Below are 13,068 nucleotides of genomic sequence, written 5' to 3'. Positions count from 1 at the left end.
AGACGCAAGCGCAAATGCCGCGGCTTTCAGCCCAGTTCGACCTTCCCGGCGTCACCCCCTCGCGCCAGAAGCGCAGCCGTGAGACGACGCTGGCGCTGCTTGAAGCCGGCGCCGAGCTGTTGCGGACAAGGAGCCTCGCGGAGCTGTCCATCGAAGCCTTGTGCAGCAAGGTCGGCGCCACGGTCGGCGCCTTCTACAGCCGCTTCGAGAGCAAGGAAGCCTACTTCAACGCCCTGATCGCAGTCGTCGCGCAGGACGGCGCGCGGCGTCTCGCCCGGATGGACAGTCCCGCCGGCAATGCCGCGCTCGACGACCTCTGCCGCCGCGTCGTGTCGGGCGTCATCGGCTGGATCCGCGCCCATGAAGGCGTGCTGCGCGCCGCTCTCCAGCACGACGACACCCGGCCGGACAGATGGACCACGTTCAAGAGCCTTGCGCGCGCGACCACCGAGCACGCCACCCCGCTGCTGCTGCCTGCGATGGGCAAGGGCCGCAAGGCGGCGAAGACCCGCGCCATCGCCTTCGGCTTCCAGGTCGTGCTGGGCACGCTCGTCAACGCGATCCTCAACGATCCCGGCCCGCTGTCGCTCCGCGACAGGGAGATCGAGCAGCGGCTGGCCGATTGCCTCGCGCTGCTGCTGAAGGCGGAGATCAGATAGCGCCTGCCGCTAGCGCTCGCGCTTGTAGAGAAACGCGTTGTCCGGCTGCGGCATGCCGATGCTCTTGTAGAACCCGATCGAGTCGGGCGCCGACAGCAGCAGGCACATCGATTCAGGTCCGGCGTGGCGCCGGGTTTCCGCGATCAGGCGCTTGCCGATGCCATGCCCCTGAAATTCTCGATCGACCGCAAGGTCCGACAAATAGCAGCAATAGGCGAAATCGGTCAGCGCACGCGAGACGCCGACGAGCTTGGTTGCCTTCCGCGCCGTCACGATCAGGTTCGCATTGGCGATCATGCGCGCCATGCGGTCGGTATCGGCCAGCGGCCGCCGCTCGCCGAGGCCCGACTGGCGCAGCACCTCGATGAACTCGTCGACGCCGATCGACGGCTCGCGGGCATAAAGAATTTCGTCCATCACCTTAAACCTCTGTCGCAACAGGCTGCACCACAGTCGCGAGACCATGGTGGATTACGCCGCGCTGATCCACCCTCGATCGCGTCACGTCACGACCGGTCCCGCATCAGGCGCAGGCCGGGCCCGGCAAGTCATCGGGATTTTGGAGGATGATCGTGCCACCGAGGCAGATTGGCTGGGGAACCTGGACTATAACCGAACGTCTACTAAGCATCTACGAACGTTGAAACTTGTGGACTTTGAGTGACTTGTGGGGCACACGGTGGGGGCGCAAATGGGGGCGCACCTCATGGCTAAAGCCGACCGCCGATACCTTGAACGCCACGGCCTGAAGTGGCGAGTGGTCATTCCTGTCCCCCGCCCTCTGCAGTCCGCACTGGGCTGCACCAAGCTCCGTCGCGTGCTCAATACAGACAGCTTGTCGACCGCCAATCTGCAGAAGTGGCCCGTAGTGGCAGAGTTCCAGCGGCAGCTCGCACGGGCATCGCGCATGACGCCGGTTGACCCTCACACCGAGGAGGCCTTGGCGTTGCGAGAGACCTTAGAGCAGGCAACAGACGACAGAGCACGACGGGACACCCTCGACTACATCTCCCTGCGCGCTGATCAGCTTGCCGGGGACCCTGTCGAGACTGCCGACAGTAACAGCGGTGAACGAGCATTCGAGTATGATACCGAGAGAGCACTTGCTGCCGGTTCATTCACTCGCCTTGCAACCGGAGACAGCACGCTGCTGAAGTCCTTCATTACCCAGTGGCATGGGCAAGCTGCGCGGCACCCAAGGTCGATGGCTGATGACGAGCGCGCTCTCGACCTACTGGATGCATGGTGCAGAGCGAACAGGGTTGATCCAGCAATCGAAGCCATCACACGGAAGGTAGCTGGACGCTTCGTTGCTGCGCTACTGGACGACAAGGCCGCGAAGAGGACACCGAGGACGATCAACAAGTACCTCTCGTCGCTCTCCGGTTACTGGAAGTGGCTGAAGCGCAGAGGACATGTCGATGACAATCCGTGGCGAGAGCAGTCCCTGCCGAAGGCGAAGCACGGCGAAGGAGCTGCGAGGACGTTCACCGATGGCGAAGTGTTGAAGCTCCTCAGTGGTGTTGACGACAACGGCAAGCACCACACCGCGCCAGAGTATCTGCACGCCGTCATGAGAATTGCCGCGCTGTCTGGAGCGCGGATTGACGCCATTGCCTCGCTGAAGGTCTCGGACTGCGAGGGAGACTTGTTCAGGTTCAAGCCGCAGAAGCGTGAGCCCGGTCCACGCTATGTCCCCATACATTCCACTCTGGTCCCGTTAGTGGCCCGCTTGTGCGACAGTAAGGCCCCCTCAGATGACCTCTTCCCGGAGCTTCCTGTCCCGCCTGTCGGCTCTGAGCGGGAACGCTCGATGCCCGCAGTCAAACTCTTCGGGCGCTACCGGCGCGCCGTGGGTGTCGATGATCAGTTGCCCGGCAAACGCAGAAGCCTCACTACGTTCCATAGCTTCCGGCGGTGGTTCATTACCCAAGCGGAGCGCGCCGGTCAGCCGGAGCACATCATCGCCGCCGTGGTGGGTCACAAGCGCGCAGGGATAACGCTGGGCCTTTACTCCGCCGGCCCCGACCGAGAACAGTTCACGCGCTGCGTTGAGGCTGTGAAGTTACCCACGAAGAAATCCTCTCAGGCACAAGAGGAAGCAATGAGCAATGGCTGACATCGTCACTCTCGACACCACTGACTTCACAATCGCCGAGATGTTCCGAGCCGGCTATCGAGATGGCCGCGACAGTGTCGACGAGATGTCCAGAGAGGCCGCGCGCAAGCGAGGCTTGGAGGATGCCCGCGCCAACCGACAGGGCACTGCAGCGGACACCGGCTGGACAGAGAACGTCGTTTACAGCTCGGTTGTGGCGGCCACCGAGGAAGGCGCCTATGCCTTCGGCTGGGATGCAGGGTGGCAGGACGAAGTTCAGGACGAGTACCGTCGTGGCTATGCGGAGGGCCTGTTTAAGATCGCCGCCGGTCAGTTATAGTTCGCAAGCGCCGCCTCGCACGGCCTGCTACGAACTAAAGTTGAAGAGACACGCAACGAAAGCGGCTTTTACACATCCCTCCAAGAGGGACTGGAGTAAAGAAGCACCATGCGGCCTACACTATTGCTGACGACAGCGGCGCTGGTCGCTGCTGCCGCAGCTTGCGCGCTCTACGTGGCGCCCAATTTCAAAATTGCCGACAAGGCGGCGATGCGAGCTCATCGAGTTTCCATCCTATCTGACGACGCCCTACGGGAATTGCACGAGACCGCGCGGCGATCTGTCAAGAAGCGTCGCGATGAGAATATCGAAGTGATACGGCAGGGCCTCGCCGAGCGGGAAGCTCGGGTTGCCGATTGCGAAGCGCACATCAACGACCCTGCCTACAGGGCACGAAACCCCGGACGATGCGAAAGACGGTACTCGGCCTCTGCGGAGGAGGCCTACCAAGAGTCAGTTAGGGGCATCTATGTGCGGACCGTTGACGACGAGTTTGAGGAACTCATCATGGCCCACTGTGAAGCCGTTAGCTTCGTGGGAGAGGCCCGGAGCAAAGGTTGCCTGCCACCGTAGAGGCACCTCTCCAACAACTAAGTAAGATTGGTGAAAATTGCGCCGCCGCCGTACACGTCGCCGTTGTAGCCAGGCACCCGCACGTTGACCTTCCCGAAGAGCGCATTCTGGATCAACGAACTGTTGGGCTTCGCTTTCTTGAAGCCGAGCCATACCGCCGAAGTCATGAGGATAGACGGCGTTGCCTCGCGGGTTTTTTGCGTCTCCTCGAAGAGGAAGAAACTCTTAAAGTCCGGATGCTTGTGGACCACGCGCGGACCGTATTGGACATCGAGTTGCGAGACGAAATCGCGAAGGCTTTCTGTTTTCCAATTCCAGTCAGAACTTCCGGACGGTTGGTGCAGAATGCCGGCTAAAGCATTCTCGGACGGTTGATGCAGGATGCCGTAAGCGGGGGAGAAAGGGCTCAAAGCTCCGCCAAGTCCGCTCCCAAACAGCCCTCCAAGGGCGGCAGGCGCACGATTCTCATAAGCGACACGCACAGTGGGGACCGTAGTGGACTCTTCCGGTTTGTTCGCCACGTCTGTCAGCTTTGATGCCACGTTTGCGGGACGCCCAAGCCAAACCAAGTTCTGATAGTTCGGCTGCTCGACGCCGTGGCGCCGAATGCCTGTCTTGGTTGCGAGCATCCTTCCGTAGTCGATGCCGATTCCGAACCTTACATCGTTCGGCTTAAAGTGCTCATTGATGATGTGCCGACAAACGGTGTTCATGGCAACGGCGCAATCAACCGCGCTCTCGAAGCAGTTCTGGACATCAAAAAGCACCATCACTCGATCGCCGATGATACCTCTTACATGGCCCCCGTAGTGACGCGCCGTTCGGGTCATGGCTCGCACAAAAGCGGAATAGAGTTTGGCGACCGTTGGCGCCCTGTGCGCGAGATTGAGATCGGTCGATCTTCGCATGTCTATATATAGCACACAGGTTTCTATCAGCTTTGCTCCCTGCGTATCCGTATCGAGATTCGGAAATGTAATAACGGGGTCACCAGAATGCGGAACGGTGTTGGTTTGCGTTATCGAGATCGAGAACCCGCTATCGAGTATGGTGGACACTTCGTCGGCTAATTCGTCCCGAAGTTGTTGCAGCGTCATGGTGTTGTCCAAAGGTGATTGTAGCCCAAACAAGCGGCGGTTCCGAGCAAGACGAGGAGCGCGACCATGACGAGCACGGCACCGATGTTGAAAACTCTAAACTTGTGAAGCGTAATGACGCTGTTCGCTGCCACCTGCACCGCGAGGTCATGCAGGTATGCGCTTGAAATTCCTTGTTCGGCATCCCCCGAATAACGTTCTGCGAAGCGCGCGGCATAGGCCGTCGCTTCAAATTCGGATATGTCGCCGAAGAAGAGCAGGCTTTTTTGCCTCTCCGGGTCTCGCTGGAAGCTGCCCAGCTTGAGCCTGGGCAAGAAGGAATAAATCGCAGTAAGGGCAGCCGACGCGAAAAACAACATTGACGCGGCCACAGCAATACGGGGCCCTCGGTCATGCATGTGATCGCTCGCCAGCAAATTTGATAACGCCACCAACCATGCCGACGCGAAGGTGAGAAGCGCTGCGTTCTTAGTCTCGGCGAACTTCAAAAAGTCGATTGTGCGCGACAAGGTGGCTGAAAGGGCATCGTTCAGCGTTTTTCTCTGGTCATTCGTTGCCACTGAGGGGTCCTTTGATTGGCTGTGTGGGGCGCGCTAAAGTCCAAGCAAAGTCTTGAGCAGATAACCAAAGAGAGCGATTAGCGCCGCTGATGCGGCAGCAGCTGCTGCCTTGACAAGGTTATCCTTCAGGTTGGTTCCGAATTGGACCAGCAATGGCTTGAGCAGCTCGGCCAGCGGCTCCAAACGAACTCGGACTGCCCTGATCAGCCTACGAGCGGCAGAGACTTCAGCCTCACGCTGCTCCTTCTCTTCCGGGTCATCAAACGTGTTAGCCGCCCGAACAGCTTCTTCAAGTTCATCGAGCGCTTGATCTGCACGCGCGTAGTCGGCGCTGTTGTGGTCGACCCGAACGCTGCGGTCAGACGCCGGCACGGCGCTCCGCTTGGCGGTCTCTCCTTCGAGATAGCGCCTCAGTTCCCGCGCCATCGGCCCGAAGACTTGGTCAATCGCATCGTGCGTGAGAACATTAAGATCGCGCGACGAAGAGATGAAGCCGTGTGCAAATTGCCAAAGCACCTCCTTGCCAGCGGCAAAGTGGCGAAAAAGTAGGAGCTTTAGTCCAAGCTGCTTTCCAGAGTCGGCGGGATAGTTCAGAACCCCGGGGCCCATCCCTTGTGAGTTCTCTTTCTGCTCGGCATACCATGCATCGAAGTCAAGATCGGCCTGCAAGTCTTGGATGACTTCCGAAACCTGCGGGGTCTCATCCAAGTGCCTGAACCAGTTTTGCAGGTGCCCGGCTACAAACTGATGGCGCGACCTCGAAACCTCGTCTGTCAACTCGTCGTATACCGCTCGGAAATTAGTAAAGTCGCTCATGGGCGAAACAGGCTCCTGTTAAATAAACGCACCGGTTGCGGCACGAATCAGGCTCGCGTTCGGTTATATGGTATGCAGCCCTTCAGTTCCCGAGCGATTTGCCCGTTTCCCAACTATTCACAGCCGGGCCGTGGACTGGCGGGTCACTCAAGTGCCACCGAACGTGCACCGAGGGTGCGCCGAGAAAACATTTAGCCGACACCCGCGCACTCACACGGACTTAGAATTATGCGAAGCGCCGAGACGTTCGGTGTGAGCCACGACGATTGGGCGGCTGGTTACGCGAGGCGTCACACGCTCCCCTATCTGTCCATGCTCTGCGCGGCGCCTGCTGCGCGGTAGCCTTCCTGATCTGCACCCGTCGCCGCCCGGCTCGACGCCGCTGAACGAAAGTCAAGACTTTTGCACATTTCGGTTGACCTTGAGATCGCTCAAGTTATTCTGTGCGAAAGTCATGAACGAAAGTCAGGAGCTTGGGGAATGGCGATCTACGGCTACGCGAGGGTGAGCACGGACGGCCAGACCTTGGAGGCACAGGAGGCCGCGTTGCGTGGCGCCGGTGGCTGCACCAAGGTGTTCTCGGAGAAGCGCTCTGGTGCCAGCACGGATGGACGCAAGGCCCTTCAGAGGGCACTGGCAACTCTCCAGCCGGGCGACGTGCTGGTGGTTACCCGGCTCGACAGGCTGGCACGCTCGACGAAGGACTTGCTCAACACGCTCGACGTCATCGCCAAGGCCGGCGCCGGCTTCAGGTCGCTTGCTGATGTGTGGGCTGACACGACAACTCCGCACGGCAAGCTGATGCTCACTGTGCTCGGTGGCCTGGCTGAGTTCGAGCGCTCTCTCATTCTCGCCCGCACGTCGGAAGGCCGGGAGAGAGCCAAGAAGCGCGGCGTCCACATGGGCCGGCCGAAGGCTCTCAACCGCGACCAGCAACGCGAGGCGATTGCCCGCAGAGAGGCTGGCGAGGCGCTCACGGACATCGCGAGGACGTTCGGTGTAAGCCACACGACGATTGGACGGCTGCTGTCCTAAACGCCCCTTCCTCATCACCCCGGTGTGACCGTCGGTGTCCTCTTTGGTCCACGCGCGACAGCGCGCGCGAGGCACCCCACACGGGGGAAATTCTCCAGCAGGCCTATTCGATAGCCACAAACATTTTTGGTCCATTTTAGAGCGACGGTCGGCGCACCGTTAGATGCACGTTAGGCTCGCCTGTGCGCAGCCCTACGGTTGAGCCTGAGCCGTCCCATGCGATTGATGGTGGCGAGGCGCAGGTTCTCAAAGGCGTCGTTTGCGAGATCGCCGTCGATGTTCTGGACAGCGGCCGGCAAAGCGCCGGTGACATGGAGCCACGCGAGACGGCGCGCAAAGTAGTGCCGCCCGTTAATCGTAATGCAGGTCGCGCCAGAGCTGTGGCGCCAACCGGCGCGCGTGCCCGGTCGGATGCTGCTGGCCGGGGAAACGAGCCAATGAAACGCGCCGGTGGCACGATCATAGCTGAGTAGTTCTCTGAGACGCTCGGCGGTGAGGCTCTTGGAGAGCCGTTCTGTGCCCGAGGGCTGCGGGAGCCCCTGACAATTCAAACGCATGGGCGACGGACCGCTTGTACGGGAAAGGGCTGTCTGCGGGCAAACCTCGGTCCGCTTCTGTCACCCTCAGAGACCGTTGCGTCGGCCCCCACTGTGACACCGCATGTCAGCGATGGTTTATCCTTGCCGGGCCAGAAGAGGCCGGCTCGGTCCGCCTGTTTCACCGGAAGGGTGTCAGCGATCTTGCGGCAAGCGTCCAACAAGGGTTGATGGGAAGAGCCGCAGATGTCGGTGTTGGCAACTGCGTAGCGCCAAATGCCATGACGCTTCACCTCGTCAAGGAGGTGGACTTGGTAATTCATAATCCTCGGTGTTGGAGTGATGGTGGTGAGAAGCTCCCGCTCAATGAAGAGCGAGGCCCCGTGGTTCGTGTAGCGCTGGAGATCGCTAACGCGACCTGTGCGGCTCCTTCTCGGGGCGCGCGCTGATCGTCGAGCGCTGGCTGATGAAGTCCAGCGAACCATGAGCACGTCTGGGCTGGGGGCTAAGGGCCGCAGCTAAGTGTCCTGATTTGACCAACCGCGTTAAACGTTAGAAGCGCGGTGACAAGGCCGGTGCTCGTGAAATAGGAGATGTGCGTTTCATCGCGGGATAGCTGAAGGTCGTCCAGCTCGAATGCGGGATTGCGCTTCAGGCGATCAACCCAATAGGCGCGAAGCGCTCCCTGGCCGGTCAGGGTTTTCGCACCCCCGCAGTTACAGTAAATCACCGCATCATCGGCGTACATGCCGAGGATAGTTTCAACATCGCCAGCGCGGTAGGCATCAAGCCAATCCACCGCAGCGGCCATCGGGTCAAAGGACATATTCCTCACCTACATGCCGGTCAGTAGTCAGAGAGTAGCTGTCTGCGTCTCTTCTTGGGTCAATCGCTCGTGTGGATCGAGGACAGATCATTGGCGGATCGAGCGCGGCGCTTTCGAGAAGGCTTCGGCCCGCGCAAAAGCTTGATGGCTTCGACCGCTATTGCATTTTCGTCCCCTGCTTTGCCTTTAACAAATTCTTGTACTCGCTGCCTAACCAAGCCTTCTTCTTCAGAGGTTAGGTTGACCATCATTCCATAGGCGCGGACTACCCGCTCGACGACCTTCTCCACCTTAATCCTCCTGAAAAACGCCTCAACTCCGCTGAGGAACCTTTGTTCCTCGGGCGGGTTGACGCGCAAAAAGGGAGGAGGTCATGGACCTCACGAGATGTTCGCGCTGCGGCAAGCGGCTCAAGGCATTGCTGTCTCGGGACGATCAGCGAACCGAGCTGCGGTGTGTGTTCTGCGACGGGATAGACCCGCTCAAGACAGACACGATGTTGTGGACCGAAAGCCCACCGGTTGGACTACCTTCGGAAAAGCCCCTTGAAAGAACTGGCTCGAAGTAGCCCCTCGGAAGTTATGTCGCGGTATTCGATGTCGGCATAAAACTTCGGCTCAACCCAAGTGGCTTTAGGCTTCCGGATGGGTTTGGCAAGTTTGGACTTTGGGCTGATCACGGTGTCGAGCTGTTTCCGGATTTGGCCGGAGACCGTCCGAGACCAGCCTGTGCCGACCTTACCCACATAGACCAACTCCCTGCCCTCCCGCTTGCCGAGATACAGTGCCGCAACTCCAGTTGGGTCTTTGACGAAGCCGACCACCGGGAATTTCTCGCGCTGGACCGTCTTCACCTTCAGCCAGGCTTCACCCCGCTCGGAGCGATACGGCGCGTCCACCCTCTTCGAGACGATGCCTTCATAGTTCAAGCGGGTTGCGGCCTCGAACAGTGACTGGCCGTCCCCCTGAACATGCTCACTGTAGAGAATAGGTGGCTCGAGTTCATAGGCATCGAAAAGCCCCTGCAGCATCGCCTTACGCTCAAGCTGCGGCGCGCCGCGCAAGTCTTTCCCATCAAGCCATAGGAGATCGAACGCGTAGTACAACAAACGGTCTTGGTCGCCTCTGGCGAGTTCTGCCTGCAACTCGGAGAAGTTGGTCCGGTCCTCATGGACGACAACGACCTCGCCGTCGATGATCGCTTGGCCGGGCACGTCGAAGGCGCCGGCAATCACCGAGAACCGCTTGATCCAGTTCAGGCCGGTTCTCGTGAACGCCTTCCTGCTGCTTCCGTCAATGTGGAGTTGAACACGATAGCCGTCGTACTTGACTTCATGCACCCACCGTTCCCCCGAGGGAGCCTTGCTCCGCAGGGTAGCAAGCTGGGGCTTAATGAACCCCGGCATCGTGGTACGCCTCGCCACAAACGCAACTCACAAAAAAGCCCGCCACTAAGACGGCTGGGCCAGTCTATCAATGAAGCAATCCACTCGTCTTAACGCCGAAAACACTACCACCGTTCCTTACGGAACGTCGCCCTTCCTGGCTGGCCCAATACTCTGAGGGCGGTTCAGGAAGAACTCGCGGTTTCCCAAAGCAGCTTCCGCATATTGGTCGATAGCGACAATGATGGACTGGACGTGGTGGTAACACCAACCCTCATGCGGGGCCATGCGGCGGACTGCGGCCAGCGCCCTTATCCATTCAGGCTGCTCGTCAGAGTCCCGGAAGTATCGAAGCGTCACCACTTCCTCCCGCCAATCACCCGCGCCTTCGGCTTGGGCAATGCCGCCTTCATCTTGTCGCGCTCCGCACAAAGATTGTCGATCTTGTCGGACATCCGCTGCAGCAACGCCTCGGCGGAACCGGTTGGGATACCAGCTCGATGAAGCTGAAGGATTTCTTTGCGCTGGCGGCTTACCTGCACGCGCATGCGCTCGATCTCCGCGCGGAGAAAGTCGAGTGTGGGCATGGTTCGCTCTGAATGGCGGTGATGCCGCTATAAGAACGAAACGCGAACCGAGAGTCAACCGAAGAACCGCGTGGCGGAGCGAACTAAGGGCGTGTCATGTGACCCGCAACGGACTTGACACAAGCTTGTGTCACGAGCCTTGTCCCCAATGGTAGAACCTGCTTGTTGAACGCCATGAGCACAGTTCGCAACGTCGAAGGCGATTTTCCCCAAGGTGGGGGCGAAGCTGCCTCGCTCATTAGGTCTCTTGACTGGTCTGCCACCAGCTTGGGGCCAATCGCGGACTGGCCTGCGCACCTCAAGAGTGCAGTCAGTCTAATGCTGCCGGCAAAAGCACAGATAGTGCTTTTCTGGGGGCCGGAGTTTGTGGCGCTATACAACGATGCCTACGCACCGACGATAGGTCAGAAGCACCCAACGGCTCTTGGACGGCCTGCACGCGAGAATTGGGCCGAGCTGTGGGATGATTTAGAACCGCTACTTAGAGGCGTCCTCAATACCGGCGAAACGGTCTTCGCCCAAGACCGTCCCTTCTACATCGAGCGCCACGGCTACCCTGAAACAGTTTACTTCGACATCTCCTATTCTCCTGTTCGCAATGAAGCGGGCGAAGTTGGCGGTGTACTTTGCATCGTCAGTGAGACGACCGAACGTGTAGCTACGCAAGAGCGACAGCGGCTCCTCGCTCGGGAGGCGAACCATCGCGTAAAGAACATGTTTGCCGTTTTCCAAGGCATCATAAGCCTGAGCGCTCGGTCAGCTCGAACGCCGCAGGAAATGGCTCAATCCTTACGAGGACGGCTGAACGCTCTGATGCAAGCCAAGGATCTAATCCGTCCCGGGATTATGGGTACGGAGGCCCACAGCGAGCGAACCACCGTCGGAGACGTGGTGCGCACGGTCTTGCGACCGTACGAAGATGACACGTCTCACGAACGCATCATCCTGGCGGGACCCACTGTGCCCGTGGGTGCTATGGCCGTGACCAGTCTCGCCCTCGCGCTGCATGAAACAACGACGAATGCGGCCAAGTATGGCGCGCTCTCGGAGCCGACCGGTTCGATCAGTGTCACATGGGCGACTGCGGGCGAGAACTTACAACTCGATTGGACGGAAACGGGCGGCCCCGTAATTGTCGCTCCGCCGTCAGCCAAAGGTTTTGGGAGTGTGCTTGCGGAGCGCAGCATTTCTGATCAGCTCGGCGGCAGGGTCGAGCACAGTTGGCTACCGAGCGGGCTCAGGTTGAGGGTTTCGGTTCCTTTAGATCGTCTTGCATTCTGAGGCCCCGCCATGAGGGTCTTCAAGGGTCACTTCCCGGACCACAGAAGCCAGCCGGGATGCTGCAGCAGCCAGCGCGGTTGGCAACGAGCGGTATAGCTTCGCGGTTGCTCTGGGTCCGGTGCCGGTGCGTATGGGCGCGCCGAAGTGATTTAGGACGACGTAGAGCGTAGCCTGCGTAGCCGTGCACACCCGACAGGCTTTGTCGTGGGGCCCGTTAGCTGGCGCGAGCTGCGCGGGCTGTCCGCTCACGGCAGCTTCCTGCCAATCGTCTCACCGTCAGTCGGCGGTGCAACTGGCTTTCCAGTGGCGGGGTCGATGCTGCCAAGCCGGATAATCGGAGTGCCGTATGCATCTATTGAGCGCTCGGCGCCGGTCAAAGGATCAACCGTCTTGGACGGCGTGGTTGTGACTTCCATCTGCGGCATGCCGTCGTAGAGATATGGTTCGTTCATGGTCACTTCACTCCAAACTTGTTCATGTGATCGCGGACGTCGTACCGCTCGCGGCTCACTGTGATGGGTTTGCCTGTCTGCATCGCCCAGCGGACCGGTTCAATCTCGTATCGCTCTTTGCCCGCGCTGAATGGCTGGATGGCTGCACCGGCGTCACCTTGGGTGACCACTGTGAGGCCGTTGTGGTCTGTGGTGACCGTCGCGGGTCTCTCAGTGACCATGGGAAGCCGCCTGCTTGATGAGCGTCCGACCTTCCTCGGCCAGCATCACTTCAGCTCGCCACCTCTCGCCGGTGATCTCGACAAGGCCGAGGTCATGGAGAGAGTGCAGGACGACCCAGAGAACGCCCGGCTTCAGTGGGAAGTGATTGGCGGTGATGGACGCGGCGGACACGGACAGCGCGAAGAGGACAAGAGCTGCACGTTCGGTCAGCCTCGGTTGCACGTTACGTGCACGCCTGGTGAACGCGGTGACCTCGCTGTCACGCACAGGTCGACCCAACAGGCCACCGACGAATGACTGCATCTGGAGCGTGGCGACGGACGGGAACTCGATAGCTACGGACATGCTGCCACCAGCTCTCTCGCTTTGTCGGTGAGCCTGGCGAAGGTGTTGTCACCTCGGTCAGTCACGGCCAGACCCTTGCAACGTAGGTCATCACAAGCCGCCCATACCGCTCCATTGTTCATGCCGGTTCGCTTTGCAAGCCCACTCGTCGTTGCTGTGTGGCGCGGCTCACATGAGAGCGTATAGAGGAGGCAGGCACCGCGAGCTGATAGCACTTGGCCGTCCGGGAGGAACCGAGGTGCCACCGAGAGGGCACC

General features: G+C 59.9%; 17 protein-coding genes. 5 read left to right on the top strand and 12 right to left on the bottom strand.

The window, feature by feature from the left end; translation table 11 throughout:
- Window positions 1-14 precede the first annotated feature (14 nt).
- The gene (locus ACE103_RS17735; RefSeq protein WP_375780483.1) at window positions 15-659 is read left to right on the top strand and encodes a TetR/AcrR family transcriptional regulator; all 645 of its coding nucleotides are present in this window, start codon (window positions 15-17) and stop codon (window positions 657-659) included.
- A 9-nt stretch (window positions 660-668) separates the two neighbouring features.
- Here the strand turns inward: ACE103_RS17735 and ACE103_RS17730 are convergent, their stop codons facing one another.
- Window positions 669-1,076, bottom strand: coding sequence for a GNAT family N-acetyltransferase (locus ACE103_RS17730; protein ID WP_375780482.1), 408 nt, complete (start codon window positions 1,074-1,076; stop codon window positions 669-671).
- Between the two features lie 289 nt (window positions 1,077-1,365).
- Here ACE103_RS17730 and ACE103_RS17725 point away from each other — a divergent pair, with 289 nt between their 5' ends.
- Together ACE103_RS17725 and ACE103_RS17720 are read left to right on the top strand one after the other, a co-directional pair.
- Window positions 1,366-2,778, top strand: a complete 1,413-nt coding sequence (locus ACE103_RS17725; protein WP_375780481.1) for a tyrosine-type recombinase/integrase — start codon at window positions 1,366-1,368, stop codon at window positions 2,776-2,778.
- Window positions 2,771-3,097: a hypothetical protein gene (locus tag ACE103_RS17720; protein WP_375780480.1), complete on the top strand. Its 327-nt coding sequence runs from the start codon at window positions 2,771-2,773 to the stop codon at window positions 3,095-3,097. The genes ACE103_RS17725 and ACE103_RS17720 overlap by 8 nt, the downstream gene beginning before the upstream one ends.
- Window positions 3,098-3,687: 590 nt before the next feature.
- Here ACE103_RS17720 and ACE103_RS17715 read toward each other — a convergent pair.
- From ACE103_RS17715 to ACE103_RS17705, 3 genes are read right to left on the bottom strand one after another with little or no spacing between them, the layout of a single operon-like run.
- Complete coding sequence (locus ACE103_RS17715; RefSeq protein ID WP_375780479.1) at window positions 3,688-4,767, bottom strand: adenylate/guanylate cyclase domain-containing protein; 1,080 nt, start codon at window positions 4,765-4,767, stop codon at window positions 3,688-3,690.
- Entirely contained in the window at window positions 4,764-5,327 is a 564-nt protein-coding gene (locus ACE103_RS17710) for a Pycsar system effector family protein (protein WP_375780478.1), read from the bottom strand. Before ACE103_RS17710 ends, ACE103_RS17715 begins: the two co-directional genes overlap by 4 nt.
- A gap of 33 nt (window positions 5,328-5,360) precedes the next feature.
- Entirely contained in the window at window positions 5,361-6,143 is a 783-nt protein-coding gene (locus tag ACE103_RS17705) for a hypothetical protein (RefSeq protein ID WP_375780477.1), read from the bottom strand.
- Window positions 6,144-6,623: 480 nt separating this feature from the next.
- On the opposite strand from ACE103_RS17705, the gene ACE103_RS17700 reads away from it, so the two are divergent.
- Window positions 6,624-7,178 carry a recombinase family protein gene (locus tag ACE103_RS17700; RefSeq protein WP_375780476.1) on the top strand — a complete coding sequence of 185 codons (555 nt, stop codon included), beginning with the start codon at window positions 6,624-6,626 and terminating at the stop codon, window positions 7,176-7,178.
- Between the two features lie 170 nt (window positions 7,179-7,348).
- On the opposite strand, the gene ACE103_RS17695 is transcribed toward ACE103_RS17700, so the two are convergent.
- The 5 genes from ACE103_RS17695 to ACE103_RS17675 all read right to left on the bottom strand — a co-directional run bounded on the left by ACE103_RS17695 (window position 7,349) and on the right by ACE103_RS17675 (window position 10,511).
- The gene (locus tag ACE103_RS17695) at window positions 7,349-7,735 is read right to left on the bottom strand and encodes an HNH endonuclease (protein WP_375780475.1); all 387 of its coding nucleotides are present in this window, start codon (window positions 7,733-7,735) and stop codon (window positions 7,349-7,351) included.
- Window positions 7,736-8,219: 484 nt separating this feature from the next.
- Entirely contained in the window at window positions 8,220-8,540 is a 321-nt protein-coding gene (locus ACE103_RS17690) for a nuclear transport factor 2 family protein (protein ID WP_375780474.1), read from the bottom strand.
- Between the two features lie 59 nt (window positions 8,541-8,599).
- Window positions 8,600-8,830, bottom strand: coding sequence for a hypothetical protein (locus tag ACE103_RS17685; protein ID WP_375780473.1), 231 nt, complete (start codon window positions 8,828-8,830; stop codon window positions 8,600-8,602).
- A 236-nt stretch (window positions 8,831-9,066) separates the two neighbouring features.
- Window positions 9,067-9,945 carry a non-homologous end-joining DNA ligase gene (ligD, locus tag ACE103_RS17680; RefSeq protein WP_375780472.1) on the bottom strand — a complete coding sequence of 293 codons (879 nt, stop codon included), beginning with the start codon at window positions 9,943-9,945 and terminating at the stop codon, window positions 9,067-9,069.
- A gap of 335 nt (window positions 9,946-10,280) precedes the next feature.
- A complete protein-coding gene (locus ACE103_RS17675) occupies window positions 10,281-10,511 on the bottom strand; it encodes a hypothetical protein (RefSeq protein WP_375780471.1) in 231 nt (76 codons plus the stop codon).
- A gap of 174 nt (window positions 10,512-10,685) precedes the next feature.
- Between ACE103_RS17675 and ACE103_RS17670 the strand changes: the two genes are divergently transcribed.
- Window positions 10,686-11,792, top strand: a complete 1,107-nt coding sequence (locus tag ACE103_RS17670) for an HWE histidine kinase domain-containing protein (RefSeq protein WP_375781132.1) — start codon at window positions 10,686-10,688, stop codon at window positions 11,790-11,792.
- A gap of 245 nt (window positions 11,793-12,037) precedes the next feature.
- On the opposite strand, the gene ACE103_RS17665 is transcribed toward ACE103_RS17670, so the two are convergent.
- Genes ACE103_RS17665 through ACE103_RS17655 form a run of 3 tightly spaced genes read right to left on the bottom strand, consistent with a single transcriptional unit; the run spans window position 12,038 to window position 12,811 of the window.
- Window positions 12,038-12,244: a hypothetical protein gene (locus tag ACE103_RS17665; RefSeq protein WP_375780470.1), complete on the bottom strand. Its 207-nt coding sequence runs from the start codon at window positions 12,242-12,244 to the stop codon at window positions 12,038-12,040.
- Window positions 12,245-12,246: 2 nt separating this feature from the next.
- Window positions 12,247-12,465: a hypothetical protein gene (locus ACE103_RS17660; RefSeq protein WP_375780469.1), complete on the bottom strand. Its 219-nt coding sequence runs from the start codon at window positions 12,463-12,465 to the stop codon at window positions 12,247-12,249.
- Window positions 12,455-12,811 carry a hypothetical protein gene (locus tag ACE103_RS17655; protein ID WP_375780468.1) on the bottom strand — a complete coding sequence of 119 codons (357 nt, stop codon included), beginning with the start codon at window positions 12,809-12,811 and terminating at the stop codon, window positions 12,455-12,457. Before ACE103_RS17655 ends, ACE103_RS17660 begins: the two co-directional genes overlap by 11 nt.
- Between the last annotated feature and the right edge of the window lie 257 nt (window positions 12,812-13,068).

Source organism: Bradyrhizobium sp. ma5, from assembly GCF_042258955.1.
GTDB lineage: Bacteria > Pseudomonadota > Alphaproteobacteria > Rhizobiales > Xanthobacteraceae > Bradyrhizobium.
Note: the sequence above shows the minus strand (reverse complement) of the source record. Positions and strands in the feature narration are given on the sequence as shown.